The organism is Moraxella sp. CTOTU49803, assembly GCF_032097965.1.
GTDB lineage: Bacteria > Pseudomonadota > Gammaproteobacteria > Pseudomonadales > Moraxellaceae > Faucicola > Faucicola tetraodonis.
Genome location: NZ_DAMCJP010000001.1, coordinates 439,638 through 464,251, shown reverse-complemented (window position 1 = coordinate 464,251; position 24,614 = coordinate 439,638). Strand labels below are relative to the sequence as shown.

At 44.5% G+C, this 24,614-nt stretch carries 19 protein-coding genes; 12 read left to right on the top strand and 7 right to left on the bottom strand.

Annotation, left to right across the window (positions count from 1 at the left end; all coding sequences use genetic code 11):
* The first annotated feature begins 19 nt into the window (after positions 1 to 19).
* Genes sixA through gspM form a run of 3 tightly spaced genes read left to right on the top strand, consistent with a single transcriptional unit; the run spans position 20 to position 2,308 of the window.
* Positions 20 to 472, top strand: coding sequence for a phosphohistidine phosphatase SixA (gene sixA, locus RT422_RS02085; protein ID WP_282840947.1), 453 nt, complete (start codon positions 20 to 22; stop codon positions 470 to 472).
* 36 nt (positions 473 to 508) lie between these two features.
* Positions 509 to 1,795: a type II secretion system protein GspL gene (gspL, locus tag RT422_RS02080; RefSeq protein WP_313421120.1), complete on the top strand. Its 1,287-nt coding sequence runs from the start codon at positions 509 to 511 to the stop codon at positions 1,793 to 1,795.
* Positions 1,796 to 1,816: 21 nt separating this feature from the next.
* The gene (gene gspM / locus RT422_RS02075; RefSeq protein ID WP_313421118.1) at positions 1,817 to 2,308 is read left to right on the top strand and encodes a type II secretion system protein GspM; all 492 of its coding nucleotides are present in this window, start codon (positions 1,817 to 1,819) and stop codon (positions 2,306 to 2,308) included.
* 68 nt (positions 2,309 to 2,376) lie between these two features.
* Here gspM and RT422_RS02070 read toward each other — a convergent pair whose 3' ends face one another.
* On the bottom strand, positions 2,377 to 3,069 hold the full coding sequence (locus RT422_RS02070; protein WP_313421117.1) for a DUF2057 family protein: 693 nt from the start codon (positions 3,067 to 3,069) through the stop codon (positions 2,377 to 2,379).
* Between the two features lie 77 nt (positions 3,070 to 3,146).
* Positions 3,147 to 3,932, bottom strand: a complete 786-nt coding sequence (locus tag RT422_RS02065; RefSeq protein WP_313421116.1) for a DnaA ATPase domain-containing protein — start codon at positions 3,930 to 3,932, stop codon at positions 3,147 to 3,149.
* Positions 3,933 to 4,290: 358 nt separating this feature from the next.
* Between RT422_RS02065 and RT422_RS02060 the strand changes: the two genes are divergently transcribed.
* On the top strand, positions 4,291 to 5,214 hold the full coding sequence (locus RT422_RS02060; protein ID WP_313421115.1) for a hypothetical protein: 924 nt from the start codon (positions 4,291 to 4,293) through the stop codon (positions 5,212 to 5,214).
* A gap of 20 nt (positions 5,215 to 5,234) precedes the next feature.
* Here RT422_RS02060 and RT422_RS02055 read toward each other — a convergent pair whose 3' ends face one another.
* Positions 5,235 to 7,895, bottom strand: coding sequence for a heavy metal translocating P-type ATPase (locus RT422_RS02055; protein ID WP_313421411.1), 2,661 nt, complete (start codon positions 7,893 to 7,895; stop codon positions 5,235 to 5,237).
* 265 nt (positions 7,896 to 8,160) lie between these two features.
* Between RT422_RS02055 and mrcB the strand changes: the two genes are divergently transcribed.
* The 5 genes from mrcB (at position 8,161) to purH (ending at position 15,597) form a co-directional block, all read left to right on the top strand.
* Positions 8,161 to 10,758 (top strand): penicillin-binding protein 1B, encoded by a 2,598-nt coding sequence (gene mrcB, locus RT422_RS02050; RefSeq protein ID WP_313421114.1) that lies wholly within the window; start codon positions 8,161 to 8,163, stop codon positions 10,756 to 10,758.
* A gap of 213 nt (positions 10,759 to 10,971) precedes the next feature.
* Positions 10,972 to 11,880, top strand: coding sequence for a 50S ribosomal protein L11 methyltransferase (gene prmA, locus RT422_RS02045; RefSeq protein WP_313421112.1), 909 nt, complete (start codon positions 10,972 to 10,974; stop codon positions 11,878 to 11,880).
* Between the two features lie 222 nt (positions 11,881 to 12,102).
* Positions 12,103 to 13,281: a DUF3426 domain-containing protein gene (locus RT422_RS02040; protein ID WP_313421110.1), complete on the top strand. Its 1,179-nt coding sequence runs from the start codon at positions 12,103 to 12,105 to the stop codon at positions 13,279 to 13,281.
* Positions 13,282 to 13,534: 253 nt separating this feature from the next.
* Positions 13,535 to 13,864 carry a helix-turn-helix domain-containing protein gene (locus RT422_RS02035; protein WP_409034774.1) on the top strand — a complete coding sequence of 110 codons (330 nt, stop codon included), beginning with the start codon at positions 13,535 to 13,537 and terminating at the stop codon, positions 13,862 to 13,864.
* A gap of 152 nt (positions 13,865 to 14,016) precedes the next feature.
* Positions 14,017 to 15,597: a bifunctional phosphoribosylaminoimidazolecarboxamide formyltransferase/IMP cyclohydrolase gene (gene purH, locus RT422_RS02030; RefSeq protein WP_313421109.1), complete on the top strand. Its 1,581-nt coding sequence runs from the start codon at positions 14,017 to 14,019 to the stop codon at positions 15,595 to 15,597.
* An 87-nt stretch (positions 15,598 to 15,684) separates the two neighbouring features.
* On the opposite strand, the gene RT422_RS02025 is transcribed toward purH, so the two are convergent.
* The 4 genes from RT422_RS02025 to sohB form a co-directional block, all read right to left on the bottom strand.
* Positions 15,685 to 16,773 (bottom strand): type I glyceraldehyde-3-phosphate dehydrogenase, encoded by a 1,089-nt coding sequence (locus tag RT422_RS02025; protein ID WP_313421108.1) that lies wholly within the window; start codon positions 16,771 to 16,773, stop codon positions 15,685 to 15,687.
* Between the two features lie 28 nt (positions 16,774 to 16,801).
* Entirely contained in the window at positions 16,802 to 18,880 is a 2,079-nt protein-coding gene (locus tag RT422_RS02020; protein WP_284033899.1) for an AAA family ATPase, read from the bottom strand.
* Positions 18,881 to 19,001: 121 nt separating this feature from the next.
* Positions 19,002 to 19,622 (bottom strand): DUF1543 domain-containing protein, encoded by a 621-nt coding sequence (locus RT422_RS02015; RefSeq protein WP_313421107.1) that lies wholly within the window; start codon positions 19,620 to 19,622, stop codon positions 19,002 to 19,004.
* 121 nt (positions 19,623 to 19,743) lie between these two features.
* Complete coding sequence (gene sohB / locus RT422_RS02010; RefSeq protein WP_099833820.1) at positions 19,744 to 20,736, bottom strand: protease SohB; 993 nt, start codon at positions 20,734 to 20,736, stop codon at positions 19,744 to 19,746.
* 250 nt (positions 20,737 to 20,986) lie between these two features.
* Between sohB and aspS the strand changes: the two genes are divergently transcribed.
* The 3 genes from aspS to RT422_RS01995 are packed head-to-tail and all read left to right on the top strand — an operon-like array spanning position 20,987 to position 24,560.
* Positions 20,987 to 22,792 carry an aspartate--tRNA ligase gene (gene aspS, locus RT422_RS02005; protein ID WP_313421106.1) on the top strand — a complete coding sequence of 602 codons (1,806 nt, stop codon included), beginning with the start codon at positions 20,987 to 20,989 and terminating at the stop codon, positions 22,790 to 22,792.
* A gap of 22 nt (positions 22,793 to 22,814) precedes the next feature.
* Positions 22,815 to 23,759, top strand: a complete 945-nt coding sequence (locus RT422_RS02000) for a lysophospholipid acyltransferase family protein (protein ID WP_313421105.1) — start codon at positions 22,815 to 22,817, stop codon at positions 23,757 to 23,759.
* 18 nt (positions 23,760 to 23,777) lie between these two features.
* Complete coding sequence (locus tag RT422_RS01995; protein ID WP_409455421.1) at positions 23,778 to 24,560, top strand: glycosyltransferase; 783 nt, start codon at positions 23,778 to 23,780, stop codon at positions 24,558 to 24,560.
* Positions 24,561 to 24,614: the final 54 nt, after the last annotated feature.

Below are 24,614 nucleotides of genomic sequence, written 5' to 3'. Positions count from 1 at the left end.
AACATTTTTAGGTAAATACATGCAATTAATTTTAGTTCGTCATGGCGATGCAGGCGCGTATACCCTGCCAGACCATGAAAGAAATTTATCAGCACTGGGTCAAGCCCAAGCTTCACAGACCGCACAATGGCTTGCCGAAAACTTTGAGCCCGATCATTTTATCGTCAGTCCTTACAACCGCGCCCAGCAAACACTTGCCCAAATCCAGCAATTTTTTCCCCATGTGCCTGTGACCACGTATGAGGGCATCACCCCTGATAACGATGCAGACATCGCAGTGGAGGCGCTAGGCGAATTGGTTGGCGACTGCATGGTGGTGGTTTGTCATATGAATATCATTGCTAAAATTGCCCATATTCTCACGGATGATCCCTTAGAGGGTTTTGCACTGGCTGAAGCGCGTGTATATGATATGGGTATATTGGCACCCAGTCTTGCCGCTGAGATCAAACGCTTTGTTCCCACCTGTTAGGTGATTTAATTTGTCAATTTTGTGTAGGACACTTCTGTGATTCATATTTGGTTGCCAACTCAGCATGCTGCCTTACGTTTATGGCAACAAACCACCCAGACTTGGCAAACGGCTGACGATTGGCAAACGCTTGCGACCCTTGCTAATCTGCAAACCACGCAATCAGCCAAGCTACAAGCCTGTCTCTATTTTCCTAGTGTCAATTTATTAACAATCCAGCCTACCCTTTCAGCAAGCCAGCTCAACGCTTTGGGCGACACCGGCAGACGCTATTTATTTGAAGATATCAGCATTGGGTCGGTAGAAGATTTACAAGTCAAAATCCAGCCAACCTCAACCAACAGCGAGTTACCCGCATTATTTGGGCTTCATGCTGCCGATATTCATTCATGGATCAATGCTGCCTCGTTGGCGGGTATTGAGATAGGCGCTTTAGTGCCAGATTTTTTATTGCTGCCGACCATAGATACAAGCATAGCTACGGGCACAAACACGAGGGCTACAGAGACGAGAGTTACGCCTACCACAAGCGCGGTCTACTACCAAGATGCAGATACCCAGTTATTAAAACTCCATACTTATCATGGCATGGCGGTTAGTTTTTTACCGCTGGTACTCACCAAATTACCCATGCTAGAAACGCTATATTTAACGGGTTTTCACGATGAAACCGTTGCCCAGCAGTTAGCCAGTATGCCTAATTTATCCATAGAATCGTCTGAGTTGTTGCCTACCCCAATCAAAGACCCGGTCAGACATTTTTTTAACTTTGCCACAATCAAAGGCAAAACGACGCTTGCGCCTTATGCCAAAGTCATCGCCCTAGTCACGGTTTGTGCCCTGCTGACAGCGTTTGTGGTGGATGCGCTTCGTTGGTATTATTATAACCAAGCACAAAAACAAGCCAGCACCTTGCTGGCGCAGCAATACGCCCAGTGGTTCCCCAATGAGCCGCTTAGTAGCAAACTCACCCTACAACGACAGTTATCTAGCAAATTAACCACCCAGCAATCAGCCACGCCAAACGTACTTCAGACATTGTCGTCCATACAGCCAGTATTGCAGCAATACCAACTGACCGCCAAGCAGCTTAATTTTCAAAATAATCACTTACAACTGCAGCTTTTATCATCAAGCGCCGATTCATTAAACAAAGCCGTCAATGACATGGTAAACAAAGGGATAAAAGCAAAACTAGGGTCTGTCGATGCCGCGATACCCGCTGCGATGTCTTCGAATACTGCCAGTGCGGTTCCCAGTGCCGTGGCGCCAACTTCTGCTGGCAGTGCCCTTGCCATGATAGATATTGAATTGGCAGAATAAACCCACGACTGAGATGAATTTATGAAACCGCACGCTTCACTGAGCCAATCCCTGCAAAAACTAACCACGCCTTTGGCTCATGCCTTTCAAAATTTATCACGTCGTGATCAGATTGCGCTGCTGATATTGGCAATGTTCTTGCTTTTTTTTGTGGTCGGTGTCGGTGGTTGGACGCTGCATAGCCAAGCCAACCAAGCACAAAAAAAATACGATGACACCATGGCAGATGTGTTTTGGCTACGCAGTCAAGCAGGCAACATCAATCCCAACCAAACCCAACAAGTCAGTCAAGCCGATGCTATCAAACAAATACTTAGCCAATCAGGTATTGTTAATGCGCAAGTGGTCGAGAATGGCAATACTATCCAAGTGGCCTTTAGTCACGCGCAGGCCAGCGTAATCACCAATATATTTAATCAGTTTGAACAACAAGGTATCCGCATCCAGCAACTACAAATCAACCAACCAGCCCTCGATAAGCTTGAAGTACAATCTGTCTTATCTATTAACTAATGGTAAAAGACCATAAAAAACGATGCACTTGGCATCGTTATTTTAGCGCATGGGGGCGCATTGGCTGATTATTTTTGCACCCACTGACGGATTTTATCACGCTCTGCTGGCGTTGCTCTCAACCATAACTGCATAAATTGATCGAGACTATCCGATGAACTGACCGTGGTCACAACAGCTTGATTGCCATATTGATTACTAGGTTGATTGATAGCGGGAATCGCACCCCCTGATTGTCCTAAGGCATTGATGGTTTGTTGATTGGCTTCAACCGCTTTTGAGCTACCACCAAACACACCGCCTAACGCATTACCCAAGCCGCTAAAAATGCTTGAACTACTGCTGGATGTAGCTTGCTGACTTGCAATAACTTGCTTGCCTTGTAGCACCGCTAGTGTGGGTTGTTTGACATATTCTTTGGCGGCATTATAGTCTTCTGGTTGACCTAGCATATCTAACACATACGTTTGATTGTCGGCAAGCTCTACTGGAACGCTAATATTGCTTGAACGTAACACATCGTGATTGTCACCGCGCAGCTCGTACAACCGATTGTACTTGGCAGTAATCACATGTTTGCCTGGCTCAAGTTTGTAGGTTTTTTGCGGTTTTGAAAGCAAGCCGTTTTTGACTTCTTGACCATTAATGGCAGTCACCACGGTATTGTCAGCAACATTCAAGGTGACTTGGGCAAATGTTTGTGTGGTTGCGAACACGCCCGCAGTCAACACGGCAGCCGTCCATAAGTACTGTTTATTCATAGGATATCCTGTTGTTTTACATCAAACTGTTGATGGATTCTAACCCATTTATCACGCAATTCCTATGACAAACCCGGTCAAAAATCTAAAAAATTTTCATTTTCTGCAATTTCATCAAAATCCGCCAATTCAAAATTCAGCGTTAAATTATCAATGATATTCATCGCATCTTGAATTTTGGCTTTGGTCACTTTGTTTAATGGGGTGCGTTCCATGTTAGAAAATAATGGCTGCAATTCGTTTAACACTGCCAACATCGCGCCGATGCGGTGTGGACCTTCGTTGAGCAAATAGTCAATAATGCGCGGGTCAAAGTGCCAATGACGACGGCGTAATACCGATTCCAAAATCAGCTGTCTATCAAGCCTATCACTGCCCGTTGGCAACTGAAAAGTTGCGGCTCGCGCAAGCCTTGATAGCAAATCTCGCAGCTCAAAATTTAACGCCTTGACTGGCAACCGACTGGCAAAAATAATTTTATTACCGTATTCTTGCGATAAATTAATCAGATGAAAAACCGCTTCTTGCCACTCAGGATGACCTTGAATTGCATCCATATCATCAAGCGCAATCACCTTGGTATTCTCTAGCGATGACAACACCATGGCGTCCATATTGGCGTTTATCAGCTCACGCAGCGACAGATAAATAACAGATTGGTCGATATCACGGAAGGATTCGCAGATAGCGTTGAGTAGATGGGTTTTACCTGTATCGCGCTCGCCGTATAGATACAGCTGCGTCAATAGCCCTACATGCATTTGGCGCACCACATCGATGATAGATACCCAGCCTGGACCACTAAAGTCACTGATACTCGCGGACTGCTTGATATTTAAGTTTAGACTTAATTGTTCCGACATTCATGCACTCGCAATCGGTAAGATATCGCTTTTTGAAAATAAATCATAAACCACTATAAATATAGGGCGGCAAACATAGTGCTGCCCAGTTCGCCGCCCTATCCTTAAAAGTTTAAAAGTTTAAAAGCAAAAAATAAAGCGTCTAACTAAATTTTCACCATTATAACCTAAATTTATGAAATAGCTACTCACACGCCTTTTGCCCCGTGTCGGGTTATTTCAAATTTACTTACCTTTGTTATTTACCTTTTAAAACAGTCAATACCATTCTAGGACTGAACGCGATGATATAACCAAAGATTGTACATGTCTTATCATTTTAGTAGTATATTTGATTATCTTTGTAATGGAGACCCCTATGTCTTTTGTTAACCAATGGCGTGATGCGAATTTTTTTAGACCATTACATATCACTTTGAGCACCTTGAGCGCTATGGGGCTAGGCTTGGGACTTGCCGCCTGCCAACCCACCCCTGAGACAAATACCCGAGCGAGCGACACTGCCCCTTCAACCGCTAATGTACCTGAAGTCATCATTGCACAAACCCCAGCCAGTATACCACCTGCCACAGTTGGGTTAAAACGCATGGATTTTCCGGTGTATTTGGCAGGTGTGCCAAGCCTACTGCATCCAATCATTCCGTCAGTGCCCATCAATCGCAAAGCTGAAAGCGATGCCAGTGATGCTAAAAAATCACCCGTTAGTTACTTTCAAGAAGTTGCGCCCTATGATTTTCAAAGCAGTGTTTACAATATTGTGTTTGAAGAGCTAAAAACCGGGCAAGTACACCGGCTGTTTCCACACGATAATTTTGTGATAAGAGCGGTGCACACGCCCTTGGTAGATTTAAGCCAAGATGACAAAACAGCGCAGAAAAAAGCTGCTATCACGCAAACTGCAACCAACCAACCGCAAGCCGCTAAAGAAGCAACCAACCCATTGGCAGTCAAAGTCGGCAATACCTTACTCTTAGGCTATTTTATCTATGAAGTCAAAGAGATCGCTGATGATGATGACAATAAAACCAATCTCGATCAGCAGCTTACCTTGTATTTAAGTGATTTAAATGGCAAAAATTTATTGAAACTCACGCCCAATAATCAATATTTTAAACATTATAAATGGCTGCCTGAGAGCAAGCGTTTTTACTTCTCAACCCAAGCTGATACCAACGGCGATCGGGTGATTGATGAGAATGATAAATACTTCTATTATTTCATCGATTTTGCCAAAAACGCGCAAATAGTCACGGCGTATGATTTTAGTAAGCCAAAAGCATAAAGCTTGGATAAATTGCGCCATTAAGCGCGTTTGAGACGTAAGGCATTAAGCACTACAAATAGTGAGCTCAATGACATACCAATCGCAGCCAACCAAGGCGGCACATAACCTAACGCAGCGGGTATCAGTACGATAAAGTTATACCCTAGTGCCCATTTGAAGTTTTGGGCAATAATGCGATCGGTCTTGAACGCCACCTCACGCGCTTTTGCCACGGCTTGGATTTCACCATTGAGTACCAAAGAGTCACTGGAGACTTGCGCCAAATCTGCCGCCCCTGCCATGGCGGTTGAGACATTGGCAGCGGCAAGTACCGGCGCATCGTTCACCCCATCACCGACCATTTGCACGATGTGTCCTTGCTGCTGCAGCGCTTTTAAATGTTGTACCTTATCATTTGGGGTAAGACCTTTATAAACCGTGTCAATACCAAGCTCGCGCGCTACCTCAAACGCCTGAGCACTTGGGTCACCGGTGAGCATCAACACCTGCGCGCCTTGGTCTTTGAGATGTTTAATGGTAGCTAAAGCGCCTTCACGGACTTTATCATGAAAATAAAAATGCGCCAGTGGTTGCCATTTTTTGCTTAGGCTATCTTGTCTCGATAAGGTCACACTGGTACTGGCTTGGTGCTTGGTCAGATTTGGTAGTAACTCATCATCTAATCCTAATGAAGCCGCAAAACCGTAATGACCTAAACGGTAACTTAGCCCATCAATCGTGGCTTGCAGACCGCCCCCCGGAATGTGTACCAAATCGCTGGTAGTGGGCAAATGCATTTGCCGAGTCATTGTCAATAACGCATGAGCAATGGGGTGACGACTACCCACTTCAAGGCTCGCTGCAATACTTAAAAAATGGTTTTTTATCTCGTCTTGGTTTTTGGTGTCATCTTCAGTAAAATCCACTGACGGATTTTGTTTAACACCATCCGGCATATCCAGCGTTTCAATCGCCATCAAATTGGGTTGACCGTACGTCAATGTACCGGTTTTATCAAACGCCACATGGGTGACTTCAGCGAGTGTGGTAATGGTATGCCCGCGCGTCGCCAAAAACCCTAGGCTTGCTAATCGATTAGTAGAAACGGTTAATGCGATGGGCGTGGCCAATGACAAGGCACAGGGACAAGTAGCGACCAATACGGCAACCGTTGCCCAAATGGCATGACTGGGCTCAATAAAATACCATGCCAAAAACACCATACTGGCAATCACCAGTACCCGCGCAACAAACCAGCGTGCCAGTTTGTCTGCTTTTAACGCGATTTGCGGTTTTTCACTGAGCGAGCGATTCACTAGCCTGTCAATCACGCCCATTTGGCTATCATTGGGTAATGTGGTGATTTGCATCACAAACGGCTGACTGTCATTTTGGCTACCGCCCACAATGCTATCGCCCAAGCGTTTGATAATTAAGTCACTCTCCCCGGTCAATAAACTTTCCGACACCGTGGCACTATCCGACAGCAAAATACCATCACTGATGATACTGCTACCGGCATCAATGCGGACAATATCACCAACCTTTAACGACTGCGCCGAAACCATTTGCTCATTATCACCCCTATTGGCAGGGTCTAAACTCAGTGACTGATAAAAAAGGTCTTTATATTGACTGGCATATAGCGCGACTTGTAAGGCATCCATATTCTCTATCGCTAACGGCGCTTCATGACCCAGCTTTGCGACCAACACAGGTTCGACGACCACCAAATCATTGGCTAAATTGGCAGCTTTCAGCCTGGCATTGTGCTCGACAAATTTTCCCGCCAATAAGAAAAATATCAGCATACTAACCGAGTCATAATAGGTCTCGCCTGTGCTAGTCAATGTCGCATATAAACTTGCCAAAAAGGTAATGACAATGGCGATACTAATCGGCACATCCATATTGACTTGGCGGGCTTTAATCGCTGACCACGCCGATTGAAAAAATGGCAATCCTGCAATCAAAAACACAGGAATACTAACAAACAGCGATACCCAGCGTAAAAATTGCCGATCGTTGACGCCGATACCTGAATATTCCCCAAAATATAGCGCCACTGCAAACATCATCGCTTGCATGGCACCCAATGCCGCAATGCCCAATTGAAACAACATGCGGCGATTATCTCGCTTGAGCATCGCTTCATGGGTATCTTGCCGATAGGGTTTGGCATCATACCCAATGGCTTGCACATTTGCCAAAATTTGGCTAATCGGCAGTTTTTTGTCATCCCATACCACGCGCATCCGTTGATTGGTGAGGTTGACTTGGCAAGTGTCCATGCCATCAAGGCGATACAACTGGGTTTCAATCAGCCAACTACAGGCAGCACAGCGCAAATTGCTGATTGACAGCTCAGCAACGCTGTGCCCTTGCTGATGGTAAATAAATTGCGATTTGATATCATCGTGGTCATATGCTTGCAGCTGATATAACGAATCAGGGAGACTGGCGGTACGATTGATTTCACTGCGGTCAAGATAGTATTGCTCAAGCCCCGCCTCGATGATACTTTGCGAAGCAAGCTGACAGCCCATACAGCACATCGCCCGATCTTCACCCAATACATGGGTAAAAAATGGCGGGCTTGGCAGCGGGTCGCCACAATGAAAACAATGCCCTTCTGCTGGCAACACCAGCTCCACATCTTGATATGTGGTAGTAAATTTGCTATCCGCTTCAACAAGCATACGGCTAGGCACATCGGTTACAACCGACTGCCCAATATCCGATTGTTTTGCCCCAAATTGGCTATTGTTTGGCATCATCAAATCCCCTAGGGCAAAAACCCTAACTCACCCAAAAATGACTGTTATTGTACTCCAAAACGGTCTATTAAAGTTCAAAAATCCTGTATAAACGTGGCAAAATAGCACGATGTTGACATTGTATTTTGGCGTATTTTGGGTCATGATAAAGCACTTTTTTATACCCTTGATCGTGACGCATTTTTGTATGAATTCAACCGTTATCTCTGCCGCTAAAAATCGCCTAAACTCGCCTAAATTCCAGCATGGCTCAAACCAACAAGGGATGTTTATCCTGAGTTTTATCTTTGTGGTGGCAGTATTGGTCGGCTTGGTCTTGCTTGGGTTATATTTGGTGCGCCAAGATAATGTCATCACCCAAAAATTTGAGGGCAAACGCTGGAATATCCCTGCAAAAGTCTACTCGCAACCATTAACGTTAACGGTAGGTAATCCCCTTAGCGATGATGAATTGGAAAATTGGTTAAATTTACTCACCTATGCCCCTGACAAAAACTATGACAATGCCGGGACTTATACCAAAAAAAATGGCGAGTACTATATTCATACCCGCGAATTTAAATTTGCCGCCAACGATACTGAACCATCGCAAATTATTAAGGTCACGCTCAAAGATAACCAAATTGAAAAATTACAAAGTACCCGTCCCAATCCATCAGGTGTGGCGCGGGTTGAGCCCATTTTTATTGGCGGTATCTATCCAGACAACAATGAAGATCGCATCGTTTTAACCATCAATGACTATCCCCAGCCATTAATTGATGCGCTGGTGGCAACAGAAGACCGCAGTTTTTATCAGCATCACGGCGTATCTATCCGCGGGATAGGACGTGCGATTTATAGCAATTTTATGGGCGGTTCACGCCAAGGCGGCTCCACCATCACCCAGCAACTGATTAAAAACTTCTATCTCAACTCAGACCGTACTATCAAACGTAAAGCCAATGAAGCGGTGATGGCGATTTTGCTGGAAATGCATTACACCAAAAGTGAGATTTTGCAAGCCTATATGAATGAGATTAACTTAGGTCAAAATGGCAATCACTCCATTAACGGGTTTGGGCTTGCCTCGCAGTTTTACTTTAACCGCCCGCTAAAAGAGCTTCGACTCGACCAAATGGCGATGCTCGTAGGGCTTGCCAAAGGTCCTACTCAGTACAATCCGCTACGCTACCCCGATGCTGCCCTAAAACGCCGTAACGTGGTGCTCAGCAATATGCTGATAACCGGTAAAATCAGCCAACAGCAATATGATGAAGCGGTGCAACAACCACTGAGCATTTCTTACAATCCTGTGATTGGTAAAACGCGTTTTCCAGATTATCTCGACGTGGTCAAACGAGAACTCACCCGTACCTATGATGCCAACGACCTCAAAAACGAAGGGTTAAGAATATTTACCAGTTTTGACCCAAATGTTCAAAAAACCGCTAGCAGCGCGGTCATTCAAAGCGTCAATCAGTTAAAAAAAAGTAATCCCAAACAGCTCACTAATTTGCAAGCTGCCCTAGTCAGCGCCAATCCCAACAACGGTGAACTGCTCGCTGTGGTGGGAAGTAGTCGTGATTTTACCGGTTTCAATCGCGCCATCGATGCCAAGCGCCAAGTTGGCTCTTTACTCAAACCCATTATTTACTTAACCGCATTTGAGCAGGGTCGCTATAATTTGTCCAGTAGTGTCGATGACAGCCCGATTGTGCTAAAAATGACCGATGGTAAGACATGGACACCCAGCAATTACGGTGGCGGTAGTCATGGAATTATCCCCCTCACCAGCGCTTTAGCCAATTCCTATAACCAAGCCGCGGTGCGTGTGGGTATGGAAGTCGGTATTCCCAATTTTTTAAATCAATTGTACCGTATGGGTATCAATAGCCCATTGCCCAATTATCCATCTACCTTGCTTGGCGCGGTGAATCTATCGCCCATGGATATGTTGGGGATTTATCAAGTACTGGCAACAGGTGGCTTGCGTCATGAAATTCATACCATTCGCACGATTATTGATGACCAAGGACGAGTGGTTCAAGGCATGGAACAAAAAAATCAGCAAGTCATCAACCCCACGGCTGCCTATCTCACCAATTATGCGATGCAGCAGGTCATCAAGCAAGGTACCGCCAAAGCGGCGCTAGCGCTCGGTGACAACCTCAATCTTGCAGGTAAAACAGGGACTACCAATGATTATCGCGATGCGTGGTTTGCAGGCTATAGTGGCAATGTGGTCAGCGTTGTTTGGGTCGGTTTAGATGACAATAAACCCACAGGTCTAAGTGGCGGTAATGGCGCTTTGCCGATGTGGATCAATTTTATGAAGCAGCAAAAGCTTACCCCGGTTAATCTCATCGCGCCAGGCAATATCGAATGGCTATGGATGGAAAACGGCAAATCACAATTATCCCATGAAAAATGTCCAAATGCCATCTATGTACCTGTTGATACCGACAATCTACCGCAAGATAGTAGTGAATGCGCGGTACAGCTATACCAAAGTGAGCAAGAAGCAAGATTTGCGGCACAGCAACAACAGGCAATGAGTGATTTTGGACAAAGCCAACAACAGCGGTATGACAATATTGAGCGCAGACAAACCGAGGCAGACACCATTGGCAATAACCCACCTGCAGCCAATCCCTATCAAAATGAGGGTGCCAATACGGGGAATACCCAGACTAACCCTAATACCCCTAATAACGGCGGCGACCCGACCAATAACAACCAACCACTCAATGCGGCGCCGCGCTCGCAGTCTTGGTTAGAAAAATCGGTCAAAGAAATGTTTTAGAGACGATAACAGGCGAACCTTCTTATTTGTCCTTACCCTTACCGCTAGGTGTTTTGGCTTGGGTGCGCCAAGCAATAACATGGGCGTTTTCATTTTTGAGTCACATCGCATTTTTGGCTGAATGCGTTTATACTACCCAGCCAGCACGCTCGCCTTTTATTGTTTCATTATTTTATTTTTTCATTATTTTATTTGTTATTTTAAGGACTTTTTATGCCTTGGCAGCAATTACATATTCGATGCGAAAAATCGCAAGCCGAACTGGCGGAAACCTTGATGCTAGAAGCCAATGCGCTCAGTATTAGTTTAGACGATGCGGGTGACCAACCGTTATTTGAACCATTGCCAGGGGAATCGCCACTGTGGGATGATGTGATTGTGACTGGTCTATTTGATGGCGACTGTAATCTGGAAACTGTGAGTCAAGATATCGCCAATGATGTGGTGGCGACACGAGTTTGGACCAGCCGAGTGGATGACAAAGATTGGGAACGTGAATGGATGAAGAACTACCATCCCATTGAATGTGCCAATGGACTTTGGATTGTGCCCAAATGGATGTCACCCCCTAACCCCAATGCGATTAACATCATCATGGATCCAGGCTTGGCATTTGGCACAGGTTACCATGCAACCACCCGTCTTTGTATTGATTGGCTGACAGAACAACCACTGCAAGGTAAAGTGGTGATTGACTATGGGTGCGGCTCAGGTATTTTGGGCATTGCGGCACTTTTGTTAGGCGCAAAGCAGGTGTACGCGGTCGATATTGACCCCCAAGCGGTATTAGCCACCCATCAAAATGCCGAGCGCAACAAGGTAGCAAATCAGCTTCAGGCATTTTTACCTGAACAATTTAGTGACTATTGTAAAGAGCAGGCTATTTTGCCCGTGGACTTGATAACTGCCAATATTCTAGCCAAACCGCTAATGAGCCTTGCCCCTTATTTTGCCACATTATTGAAATCTCAAGGTAGCATTGTGTTGGCAGGTCTTATCGAAAACCAAGTGGAAGATGTAAAAGCTGCCTATCAGCCTTACTTTGAGATGGATGGCGAATTTACCTTTAGCGCGCAGGAAGATAAACATTGGCATCGCCTCTCGGGTTTTCGTCGTGATTAAAACAAGTAGCTACTAGTATAAAAAGCCTTACAAGGCGGTAAGGTTTTCTTTTCCCCGTCAAAGCCTAGTAACAGCCTAACAACATAGCTAGCAACCTAGTGAACATAAACGCTAGGAAATTTGTTGACTTTATTTTTTATTCGTCATTAAATGATTTAACACACGACATTATTAACAATCAAAGACGCAAACTAAAAATGCTAAAAGGGAAGTGATGTTGCGATGAATTTGTACAATGCTAAATGCCCAAACTGTCAACACGCATTTAAAATCAATGATGAACAGTTAGCCATTAAAAATGGGTACGTTCGTTGTTCCTATTGCAAAACCATTTTCTCCGCCGCCGACCAGCTAGAACAACAAAAAATTACTAACAACAATCCGCCGGCAAGTCCAAACCATCAGACGTCCTCGGCGCTCATCGATGATAAATCTGAGGAGATTTTATTTGACGATGAGTCAGGTATTGATGAAGCCGGCAATCTCATTGTCGATGAACCAGTTAAACCCATCTCACCCTATCCCTTGTCACAATCTCATACAAAATCAGCCTATGCTAAATCAAACAGCACCATAGATGACTTAGAGATTATAGACAATTTTGACCAACTACCCATAGCCAAAAATAGCAATCCCAAAGTATTGATTGGCGATGAGGACGCCGTTGAAGCGATAGACCTCGCCCAAGATAACGAGACGTTAGGCGATGAGCAGGCTTGGCTGCTAAGCTTAATGGCACAAGCGGATGACAACGAAGCAGCAGACGACACAGCCGGCGCCAAGCGAGGCATGGATGGGGTGTTTAACACAGATATTTTTGACCAAATTCCGATTGATACTCGTAGTGAGCAACAAGCAGATTTGTTAGCCTATCAACAAAAGATTGATGAACGCTTGTCGCAACAAGTTTCCTCGCAGCAATTGGCGAATGCAAAAATTTTTAATATGAGCATTATTTGGGGATTAGGCAGTTTACTATTAGTCTTTTTGTTAGCCGCGCAATATATTATTTTTAACATCGACACCTTAATCACTTCAAAAGCAAACGCGGCCGTGCTCTCAAATATTTGCCATAAAATCCCTGCCTGTCAATTGCCTATCGCTGATACGGGTCTTATTGATGTGCAGATGCTAGCGCTTGCCCATTCATCAAAACAAGCGGGGAAAACTGACTTGGTATTTACTCTGACCAATACCACGGATAATAATATTGTCTACCCGAGTGTTAAGGTTTCGCTGCGCAGTGGCAATACCATACTTGCGCAAACCCTACTCACCCCTAGCCATTATTTGGAAGCCGGTAACAACTATTTGATGCCGCATCAAATAAAACCCGTCAAATTGCGTATTGACTTTCCAAAAACCAAAGTTCAAGCCGCTAATATTGAGCTGATTTATTAAATTTTTTTAGCTTCATTCAATTGAGCTTCTTTTTAGCTTCATTCCAATAGTGATAAAACAAGCCTCCAGCACCCAGTATTTATCGCAGAATTTTACATATTGTAAACAACTTAAGCTTGCTATCAGTTTCATAATTGTTTTAGTATAAGTATTAATAACTTTATTATTCGTCTTGATATTTAAGTTTTATTTAATCTGTTAACTAACGAATTATTCAATAAATTTGTCAGCAACTTTAGTTTGAGAATCTGTTATGCCCAATTCTGTTGCTTTACAAAATCGCGCCAAGTATTCCAATATGTCAGATAACCCATCTAACCCCTACACTACCCATACCCCATCGCAAACTTCTCCCAGCGCAAGCCTAGCTCATCACATTGAGCTTGTGGTACGAGAGTACTTCGATAATTTAAAAGAACAACAACCGACCCAGCTGTATGAGCTTATGTTGTCACAATTTGAAAAACCGCTGATCAGTGTCGTCCTTGAACATACCCGCGGCAATCAAACCAAAACCGCAGAGATTTTGGGACTTAATCGCGGCACATTGCGTAAAAAACTCAAAACCCACCAATTATTATAATTGATAAAAATACCCGCTTTTTTATGATAAGATATCCCTATATTTTGGGATTTATAGAGTTGGGGTATTAAAGTCAATCAGTCAGTTCGTCATAACTGACTTTTTTGTTTTTTCTGCACCCAGTGTTTTTTTGTCAACGAGTCGAGTCAATTATGAATCAATCTTATGCATTGCTCTCTGTTTCTGATAAATCGGGTATTGTGGATTTTGCCAAAGGTCTAATCACCCACGGTTTTCGTCTGCTATCAACGGGCGGCACCTACAAACTACTCAAACAACATGACTTAGCAGTGACTGAGGTCGCAGAATACACAGGTTTTGCAGAGATGATGGATGGTCGGGTAAAAACCCTGCATCCAAAAATTCATGGCGGTATTTTAGGTCGCCGCGGCACTGATGATGCCATTATGCAAGAACATGGTATCGACCGCATTGACATGGTCGTTGTCAATTTATATCCATTTGCCCAAACCGTTGCCAACCCGAATGTCACCAAAGAAGACGCCATCGAAAACATTGATATTGGTGGACCTACCATGGTGCGTGCCGCGGCAAAAAACCATGACCATGTCAGCATCGTGACAAGCCCCAACGATTATGCAGCAATCTTGGGCGAACTAACAGCAAACGGTCGTATCAGTGATACCACCCGATTTGATTTAGCGGTAAAAGCATTTGAGCATACCGCACATTATGACGGTATGATTGCCAACTTTTTAGGCAATCGCCTGCAAAGCTTTGAATCGGCTGACCAATTCCCGCGTACCTTTAACGTGCAAATGGACAAAGCGCAAGACTTACGCTATGGTGAAAACCCGCATCAACAAGCCGCTTTTTATATCGAAAAAGCGCAGGTTAATGGTCAAAAAGAAGCCAGTATTGCCACCGCCAAACAATTACAGGGTAAAGAACTATCTTACAACAACATCGCAGATACCGATGCGGCGTTAGAATGCGTGAAATCGTTTGATTTGCCTGCGTGTGTCATTGTTAAACACGCCAATCCTTGTGGTGTGGCCGTGGATGCCGATTTAACCAATGCTTATCAAAAAGCCTTTGCCACTGACCCAGAATCGGCGTTTGGCGGTATCATTGCCTTTAACCGTGAGCTGGATATCAAAACAGCAAAAGCGATTGTGGATCAGCAATTTGTTGAAGTCATCATCGCCCCAAGCCTTGCCGACGGTGTACTCGATGTCACATCTGCCAAGAAAAATGTGCGCGTGTTAGTCTGCGGTGAATTACCAAAACCCAGTGAGCGCCAAGCCCAGTTTGATTTCAAACGCGTCACCGGTGGTCTATTGGTGCAAGCGCAAGATTTGGGCTTAGTTACTTTAAATGATTTAAAAGTGGTGACAAAAGTACAGCCGACTCAGCAACAATTCGATGATTTACTATTTACTTGGCAAGTCGCCAAATATGTGAAATCCAACGCGATTGTGTATGCCAAAGATGGGCGTACCATTGGGGTAGGTGCAGGGCAAATGAGCCGTGTCAACTCAGCACGTATTGCCGCGATTAAAGCTGAGCACGCTGGTCTATCGCCTGTGGGTGCGGTGATGGCATCAGATGCCTTCTTCCCGTTCCGTGATGGTATTGACAATGCTGCAGCGGTGGGGATTAAGGCGATTATCCAGCCAGGTGGCTCAATGCGCGATGATGAAACCATCGCCGCAGCCGATGAACATGGCATTGCGATGGTGTTCACCGGTATGCGTCATTTTAGACATTAATTTTTGTTAGGCATAAAAAAGGCGAAACTGACCAGGTTTCGCCTTTTTTAATTGATAATTTTTTTCTTTTTATAGCTCAGCTTAGGTTTATAGTTTCGCTAAGGTTTGGCAAATATCGAGCATCCGATTGGCATAACCCCATTCATTATCATACCAAGCAAACACTTTAAACTGCCGCCCCACACTCATGGTTTGCAAGCTATCAATCACCAATGAATGGGCATCATGGATAAAGTCACTGGACACCAATGGCTCATCGCTGTAATCCATGATACCCAATAAATCTTGTTCACTGGCATGTTTTAACAGCTGATTGATAGCAGTAACATCCGTGTCTTTGTCAAAGGTAAATGTCACATCAATTGCCGCGACATCCATGGTCGGTACGCGGATTGAATACCCATTCACCTTGCCTTCCATATGCGGCATCACCCGATTGACCGCAGCGATACTACTTGATGTGGTTGGGATAATGTTATGCCCAGAAGCCCGTGCACGGCGCAAATCACGGTGGACTTGGTCAAGCACGGTTTGGTCAGCAGTCACCGCATGGATTTCGGTCATCATCGCTGATTCGATACCATAGGCTCGGTGCAATACATACAGTAAAGGCACGAGCGCTTGGGTGGTACACGACACACTGGATAAAATCTTTTTATCACGGCTAAGCTCATGGTCATTGACGCCCACTACGATACTGCCATCTACATGATCAAACGGAGCAGCCCCAATCATCACCTGCTTGGCGCCCGCGATAATATGCTGTGACGCCTGTTCATAGCTACGAAAATGACCCGTGCTCTCAAGCACCATGTCGATGCCCAGTTTTTCCCAAGGTAATTTGGTGGCAATGGGCTGCTGTATCAATGCAATTTTTTGCCGAAATTCTCCTTGGCTTAATAGCAAAAAATGCTGTTGTTTTTCCCCCAAATCCACTGTTTTTAATTCAATATGGATATCACTGACCGCCGATAATCGACCGTGGGTACTGTCATATTTGAGTAAATGTAGCAGGGTTGCTGGCTCAGCAATATCATTGATGGCGACGATATTTAACGGCTGTAATTGTAAAGGATTTTGACAAAACCGTTCGATATAAGCACGTAGCACGTTGCGCCCAATACGACCAAAGCCATTAATAGCAATGTTAAAAGGTTTGATGGTAGAAGCATTCAATCAGGGATATTCCTTACTAAACAAGCGCTCAATTGCCATGCGGTTTTAAAAATAACAAGGCAAGTTTGACATCATTATAAGAATAGGCGTTTCTTAACTCTTCGACAATCGCGCGAATTTTGATTTTGCCATCGTTATCTTTATCGCGTTTGTCATCACGTTTAGCTATTTTTTGATACGCCTTATCAATCGGCTGTAGCCATTCGTCATCAGGGCGTAGATGCGCTATGTTGGCGCGGGGAAAATGCTCAGCAATTTTCTCGATATGCCCCATCACGGTTGATTGGGCTAGATTACGGGCTTGCGCAATTTCTGCGATGGTCAAACTTTCATCCAGCAGGGCTTTGGTTTCCAGCACCGTGGGGGTGATAACGCCCGCCGCATCATCCGCCAAAGATTGCAGCTGCTGTACAGCATGGCGACGTTTTTCCATCAGTTTTTGCTGTTGTTTGGCGCGATTTTCATACGCAGCGATTTTTTCTTTATCCAGCGTACCCCGGCATTGAATAATAAATTCACGATGAAGGTCATTGAGCTGTTTTTTACTGCGCTTCAAAAATTCACATTCTTGTTCTGCACTGATCGCCTGAAATCGCTGATCAGCGCCGCGTGCTAGGGGATCAAGCTGTAAGCTTAATTCATTGACACCCAGTAATTGTAGTCCAGATAGCTGCTTTAACCGTGATAAAGCCACATAGCCCTGCCCTTTTTCAAAGGTTTTTGACAAATCCACTTCTGCCGCATCCAGCGTCATGCCTTGGCTTTTATGAATGGTAATCGCCCACGCCAGCGTCAAGGGGATGTGGTAATAGGCAGCCAGTATTTCGCCCTCTTCATCATCAATACGCCATGAGTCATATTCGGCGATGACTTTGCGGCCGTCATTGAGCTCAACCAAGGGGTACAGTAACTCCGATAATTTGTCATCGGCCGTGTCTGTCGGGGCGGTATCATCCTCATCCCTGGGGTGAGTTTGTTGTGATTGACCGCCATTGACTTCATCGAGCAAGTCTGCCATATCCGCTTGTTGCTCTTGCTTAATGGCATCTAGCAAGGCAGTTGAATCTGCTGCTAGCGCTTGTTCATCAAGCGGCTTAGATAGGTGATTGTTTGATGGGCTGTTTTTTGATGCGCTATCGTTTATTTGTTTATTTGGTTGTTTAAGGGTGGTGGCAACAAAATCAACTACCTTGCCCATGGTGCCATTTGAGACATTAAGCTCGGCGTTGTTTTTGATAAACATCACTTTTGCGCCAAGTTTGAGCACGAGTTCTGGTGTATTGCGTACAGATTTTTTTAGCGTTTCTACGAGCTTTTCATCACCTTCTCCCCAAGCGCGAAAAGTATGCGCCGCTGTGGTAAGTTTGCCAAGTTCCTGCTCATTGATGGCTTGCACGTTGACATTGTGAGTAAAAAGTCGGGTACGGTTGTCGGCTAGCACATGCTCAGCCGTAGCGGTCAAAGCAGGCATGATATGGGGGGTAAACTGCTGGCTACGAATTTGATTTAAAATCGCATTTAAATCCAACCCATAATAGGTGTTACCCGCCACCGCTGTTTTGTCAGTTTTCTGGCGGTGCTGCTCGGATAAATAGCAAATTTGAAAATCTGCATCCAGCCAAGCTTGCGCCATAAAGGCAAATTTATCACGGTTGCTCTCATGGGGCTCACCAATCGGCGGCAACTGAAAAAAATCCCCGGCAACCAATAGCTGTATACCACCAAACGGCAATGTGTTTTCTTTGATGGCTTGTAGCACTTGGTTAATCAGCTCAAATTGCTGTCGATGCAGCATCGAGATTTCATCAATCACCAATACTTTGGTGCGCTCAATGCGCTCCACAACCACCGTGCGTTTTTTGATTCGGGCGATGTCTTTGGCGGTTAGCTCGTTACTGATGCCGATGCCCGCCCAGCTATGAATGGTCATGCCGTTCATGTGGGTGGCAGCAATGCCTGTGCTTGCCGTTACCGCGACCGCCACATCCCTTGCGCGCAGATAATGCAAATACTGATTGATGGTATAGGTCTTACCCGCCCCTGCTGAGCCTGTTAAAAACACATTTTTACCAGTTTTAAGGATATCAAGGGCGGTGGCTTGTTTCATTAGTTATACAAAGCTTTTATAGATAAAAAAGAAGGGGTTAAAAATGAGCCTACTATAAAGGCAAAGCCTATGAAAGGCAATGATTGACAGCACCAAAATACGCCATCAGACGCGTCACCGGTTAGTCAATCATAGTTCTGATTTGCTTTAGACTTAAATAACCAATATGCAGCGTATCGTCAGGTAGCTGATTTTTTTCAGGTTCGGTTAACGGCTGAATGGTTAATGCCACGTCATTTGGCAGTAAATCAGCCACACAGTGAATATCATCCAAGTCTAGTTGATGCTTATCATCTACATGACTGGTTGCCACGCCGCTTTTGGCGGTATCGACATTATCAAATGTATAGTCTTGATAAAATGCCGTTTTTTTAACTTGCGCCGTTGCTTTACCTAGCGTCTCGGCTACCACAAGTGTTTTATAATGAAATTCTTCAAATTGACCCGGCAGATAACCGCCTAAATTGACAAAATAAAGTTGTTTGTCCTGACTATCTAATTTGTTATCTGCAAGCGCGTTATCTTTTGAAAATCCATCTTTTGACAACAAAATTTGATAATCACCCACCCGCTTCACTTCTCGCCATGCGTCTAAGTGCCAGTTGTTTTTGACTGCCGGCCAGTGCTGATTGACACTCTCAATTGTTTCACTTAGGCTATTTGCAATCACAAACATCACATCATGCTGTTCAATGAGTCGTCCTGGGGGACGCGCCCCGATTTTTAACATAAATAGTTTCATAGTTATACGCCCAAATGTTTCAACATTAAAAAGTTAAAAACCTGCCAAGCCTCATAGGTTTTCGTCACGGGTTTTTGTCACAGGTTTTATCACCACAGGTTTTTATTATTTTATCTTACGGTTATTTTTTAACCATCGGCATTTTAGCGCTTTCTAACTTTGCCAACGCATCTGGTAGTTTATCAATCGCCGTCGCTACCACCGCTTGTGCCGCTTGCGAGATGCCTAGCTTTTGCGCGATGGTCGGTTTTTGGCGAGATTGAATGGCATACAATTCGCTATCCGTCATCTTCTCTAAGATATAACTGTCCGATGTTTGCAGGGCATCGACCAAATTGCGCGTTATCGCATCTTCCCCGTACCAATGCTCACCGGTTGCCACTTGTTCAACATCCAAATTTGGACGGTATTTACGCACAAAGTCTTTAAATAGTTTGTGTGTTTCTTCCAGCTCTTGTTGGAATTTTTGTTTGTCTTCTTCGGTATTTTCACCAAAAACGGTTACCGTGCGTTTATATTTACCTGCGGTAAATACCTCGACATCGATGTCATGTTTTTCTAATAAATCATGAAAATTGGGCACTTGTGCCACCACACCAATTGAGCCAACCACCGCAAATGGCGCCGCTAAAATTTTATCAGCCACACACGCCATCATATAGCCACCACTGGCGGCGACTTTATCAATACAAACCGTTAAGTGTAGCCCTGCTTCTTTTATACGTGCCAACTGCGCTGCCGCTAGACCATATGCGTGTACCATACCACCTGAGGATTCAAGGCGCACAATGACTTCATCTTCAGCTTGCGCGACCGTCAATAACGTGCTGATTTCTTCACGCAGTTGCTGTACTTCAGTGGCTTTGATATCGCCATGAAAATCTAGCACAAAACAATTTTTGTTGGCGGGTTTATTTTTGAACAGACCAAATTTTGCGGGGGTTTTTTTGGGATTGTCTTTTTTCGTCAAGTCGGTAAATGCGCGGCTGATGAGTGATGTTAACCCTTTATCATTCACCATTTGCAATTGTAATTGTTGTTTGCGCTGGGCTTTGACTTTATTTAAATGGGTAACTTTCATTTCAACCGGATGTTTGGCATTTTGAAATAGCATAATAACTCTCTAATTAAGGGCTCTAATTAAGGAAAAAATTCACACAATGGATTTTATATAGCGTTTATTTTGCTGTTTTCAATCGCTTATCCACACAATATTCGCGAAAAGTCTGTGACAGGCATGGCTAGTAGATATGCATGATAAACCGTGTTTCATATTGTGAAATTTGAGTAAACAAGGCATAATATTCGTTTATAAAAATTTTTGCTACTTCTTACATTACGAAAAATATTGGGATTGCTTCATTATGATGCGTACACACTATTGCGGGCTTGTCACCGAAAACTTAAACGACCAAACCATCACTATTTGCGGTTGGGTGCATCGTCGCCGTGACCACGGTGGGGTTATTTTCTTGGATATGCGTGACCGTGAAGGCCTACTGCAAGTGGTCATCGACCCAGATACCCCAGAAGCATTCGCTACAGCAGATAGCGCGCGTTCTGAATATGTGCTCAAAATTACCGGTCGTGTGCGTCAGCGTTATGCCGGTACTGAAAACAAAAACATGACCAGCGGTCAAGTGGAATTATTAGCGAAAGATATCGAAACAATCGCCACCTCTGAGACGCCGCCATTCCCCCTCAATGATGAGTTCACTAACGTTTCTGAAGAACTACGCCTAAAATATCGCTTTTTAGACATGCGCCGTCCAGAGATGCAAGAGCGTATGAAGTTTCGTGCAAAAGCGACATCAACCATTCGCCGTTACCTAGATGACCAAGGTTTCTTGGATGTAGAAACCCCCATCTTGACCCGTGCCACCCCAGAAGGCGCGCGTGATTATTTGGTACCTAGCCGCGTGTCAAATGGTGAGTTTTATGCCCTGCCACAGTCGCCTCAGCTATTTAAACAGCTGCTGATGGTGGCGGGTTTTGACCGCTATTATCAAATTGCTAAATGTTTTCGTGATGAAGATTTACGTGCTGACCGCCAGCCAGAATTTACCCAAATCGATATCGAAACCTCATTCTTAAGTGATGAAGATATCATGAACATTGCCGAAGGATTAACAAAAGACTTGTTCAAAACCATGATGAACATTGAATTTGATACCTTCCCGCGTATGACATACGCAGAAGCCATGCGTGATTATGCGTCTGACAAGCCAGACTTGCGTATTCCTATGAAGTTAATTGACGTAGCTGATATCATGCAGTCTGTGGAATTTAAAGTATTCTCAGGCCCTGCCCAAGACCCAAAAGGTCGTGTGGTGGCGCTTCGTGTGTCACAGGGTAGCGACCTTACCCGTAAACAAATTGACGAATATACTAAATTTGTCGGCATCTATGGCGCAAAAGGTTTGGCTTATATCAAAGTCAACGATGTGAGCAACATCAACAACGGTGTCGATAAAGAATCAGGCCTGCAATCACCGATTATCAAAAACATGACCGATGAAGTATTGGTCGAGCTGATTAAACGTACTGAGGCGCAAACCGGTGATATCATATTCTTTGGCGCGGATAAAGCCAAAGTCGTTAATGATGCCATGGGTGCGCTGCGTGTCAAATTGGGTCTGGACCTAAATATGCTAACCTGTGAGTGGGCGCCGCTTTGGGTGGTGGATTTCCCAATGTTTGAAGAAACCGATGACGGCAAATGGACGTCGGTTCACCACCCCTTCACCAAGCCAAAAGGCACGGTTGAAGCGATGAAAAACAACCCAGAAACCGCGCTGTCTATCGCTTATGACATGGTATTAAACGGTACTGAAATCGGTGGTGGTTCACTGCGTATCAATACTTTGGATATGCAAAAAGCGGTATTTGAAGCCTTGGGTATTTCTGAAGCCGAAGCCGAAGAGAAATTCTCATTCTTACTTAACGCGCTAAAATACGGTGCGCCACCGCACGGTGGTTTGGCATTCGGTCTTGACCGGTTAATTATGCTAATGACAGGCTCACAATCGATTCGAGACGTCATCGCCTTCCCAAAAACCAAAACGGCTGAATGTCCGCTGACTGAAGCCCCTGCGCCTGTGGATGGCAAACAACTGCGTGAATTGGGTATCCGTATACGCGAAAAAGACAGTAAAGCGCCACAATCTTAATCAAGGTCACCCCTTTAATTAGATGAATGCCTTTACTCTCCTCAAATATGTGCCAATGTGGATGCTATATCTATTGGCACATATCGCAAGCTTTATCATTTCACTTCGTCGTGACAAAAGTATCATGAAAACCGTTGATACTAACTTACGACTTGTCTATCCTGAACTCACCGAATCTCAGCGCGACCAGCTTGCCAGAGCCTGTATTACCAATCAAAGCAAAAACATGGTGGAATCGGCTAAAAGCTGGGCGATGCCACCTGCGTGGTCGGTCAAACAAATCCATACCGTGCATCATCAACAAGTTTTAATGCAAGGCTTACAAAACCCCAATGGCATGCTTGCAATTGTGCCGCATTTGGGAACATGGGAAATCATGAATGCGTGGCTCAACCAGTTCGGCGCACCGACCATCATGTATAAACCCGTGAAAGGTGAACAAGCCAATCAGTTTGTGCTACAAGGGCGTCAGCGAATAAATGCAACTTTGGTACCAACCGATGCGACTGGGGTCAAAGCGATTTTTAAAACCCTAAAAGCAGGCGGCTTTAGTATCATATTGCCTGACCATGTCCCTGACCCATCTGGCGGTGAAGTGGTGCCTTTTTTTGGTATTCCGACATTGACCAGTACCCTTGCTAGCAAATTAGCCAGTAAAACCAAATGTAGCTTGGTAGGTTTGACCTGTGTACGCCGTGACGATGGACAAGGCTTTGATATTTATTGTGATGAGTTAACTGACCCCGCCTTGTATGACAAAAACATGGTGACAGCGACAACCGCGATGAACCACGCCATCGAGCGGATGATTGACCGTTTCCCCAGTCAATATATGTGGGGCTATAAGCGCTTTAAACGTGTGCCAGGATTTCCGGTTATTTATAATGCAGAGCCATCCATCGCAGTAGCGGTTCGCCAGCGTTATCCAAAACTTAGCAATCATGATATTATCAATTCACTTACTTAATATGATAATCATTGACTTATGACTTTACCAAATTACACTTCAGCGCCTGCTTTGCCCGATGAAAACCGTTACATTATTTGTATGAAATGGGGCACCAAATACGGTGCTGAGTACGTTAATCGCCTGTACAATATGGTTAACAGACATTTAACATTACCGTTTCAAATGGTATGTTTGACGGATGATAGCACAGGGATAGATGCCAACGTCAAATGCTACCCAATTCCTGAGCTCAATTTACCCAGTAATATTCCTGAACGTGGCTGGAAAAAACTGACCACCTTTAGCCCTGAATTATATGATTTAAAAGGCACGGCGTTATTTTTGGACATTGATATTGTGATTGTCGATAATATTGATTGCTTTTTTACGTATCAAGCGCAGCACGATGACAGTGTGGTGATTATCCGTGATTGGAAAAAACCGTGGCGCATGGTGGGTAATTCATCGGTGTATCGCTTTAAAGTCGGACAACATACTTACCCAAATCTGTTATCAAATTTTGAGCAAAATTTTGACAAGATTCGTAGCCAAGTACGCCATGAGCAAGCTTATCTATCCAATTATTTGCGTGAACATCATCACCTTGAATATTGGGATGCGTCTTGGTGCGTGAGCTTTAAATACCAATGTGTGCAGCCATTTCCCTTAAGTTTTGTCAAACCGCCGATTTTGCCTAAAGGGGCAAAAATGGTGATTTTTCATGGGGAAGTGAATCCGCCTGATGCCATCATGGGTAAAAGCGGTAAATGGTATCGTAAGGTATTACCAACTAACTGGATTAGGGATTATTGGCGATAACGCAATCTTTGATAGTTAAGCCTTAGATAGTTAATAGATAATTGAGCATCGGAT

What these genes read in the sequence shown, in the direction of transcription:
- sixA (WP_282840947.1), top strand. Translation starts at nt 20, where the DNA reads ATGCAATTAATTTTAGTTCGTCATGGCGATGCAGGCGCGTATACCCTG.
- gspM (WP_313421118.1), top strand. Translation starts at nt 1,817, where the DNA reads ATGAAACCGCACGCTTCACTGAGCCAATCCCTGCAAAAACTAACCACG.
- RT422_RS02070 (WP_313421117.1), bottom strand. Translation starts at nt 3,069, where the DNA reads ATGAATAAACAGTACTTATGGACGGCTGCCGTGTTGACTGCGGGCGTG.
- RT422_RS02065 (WP_313421116.1), bottom strand. Translation starts at nt 3,932, where the DNA reads ATGTCGGAACAATTAAGTCTAAACTTAAATATCAAGCAGTCCGCGAGT.
- RT422_RS02060 (WP_313421115.1), top strand. Translation starts at nt 4,291, where the DNA reads ATGTCTTTTGTTAACCAATGGCGTGATGCGAATTTTTTTAGACCATTA.
- RT422_RS02055 (WP_313421411.1), bottom strand. Translation starts at nt 7,895, where the DNA reads ATGCTTGTTGAAGCGGATAGCAAATTTACTACCACATATCAAGATGTG.
- mrcB (WP_313421114.1), top strand. Translation starts at nt 8,161, where the DNA reads ATGAATTCAACCGTTATCTCTGCCGCTAAAAATCGCCTAAACTCGCCT.
- prmA (WP_313421112.1), top strand. Translation starts at nt 10,972, where the DNA reads ATGCCTTGGCAGCAATTACATATTCGATGCGAAAAATCGCAAGCCGAA.
- RT422_RS02040 (WP_313421110.1), top strand. Translation starts at nt 12,103, where the DNA reads ATGAATTTGTACAATGCTAAATGCCCAAACTGTCAACACGCATTTAAA.
- RT422_RS02035 (WP_409034774.1), top strand. Translation starts at nt 13,535, where the DNA reads ATGCCCAATTCTGTTGCTTTACAAAATCGCGCCAAGTATTCCAATATG.
- purH (WP_313421109.1), top strand. Translation starts at nt 14,017, where the DNA reads ATGAATCAATCTTATGCATTGCTCTCTGTTTCTGATAAATCGGGTATT.
- RT422_RS02020 (WP_284033899.1), bottom strand. Translation starts at nt 18,880, where the DNA reads ATGAAACAAGCCACCGCCCTTGATATCCTTAAAACTGGTAAAAATGTG.
- RT422_RS02015 (WP_313421107.1), bottom strand. Translation starts at nt 19,622, where the DNA reads ATGAAACTATTTATGTTAAAAATCGGGGCGCGTCCCCCAGGACGACTC.
- sohB (WP_099833820.1), bottom strand. Translation starts at nt 20,736, where the DNA reads ATGCTATTTCAAAATGCCAAACATCCGGTTGAAATGAAAGTTACCCAT.
- aspS (WP_313421106.1), top strand. Translation starts at nt 20,987, where the DNA reads ATGATGCGTACACACTATTGCGGGCTTGTCACCGAAAACTTAAACGAC.
- RT422_RS02000 (WP_313421105.1), top strand. Translation starts at nt 22,815, where the DNA reads ATGAATGCCTTTACTCTCCTCAAATATGTGCCAATGTGGATGCTATAT.
- RT422_RS01995 (WP_409455421.1), top strand. Translation starts at nt 23,778, where the DNA reads ATGACTTTACCAAATTACACTTCAGCGCCTGCTTTGCCCGATGAAAAC.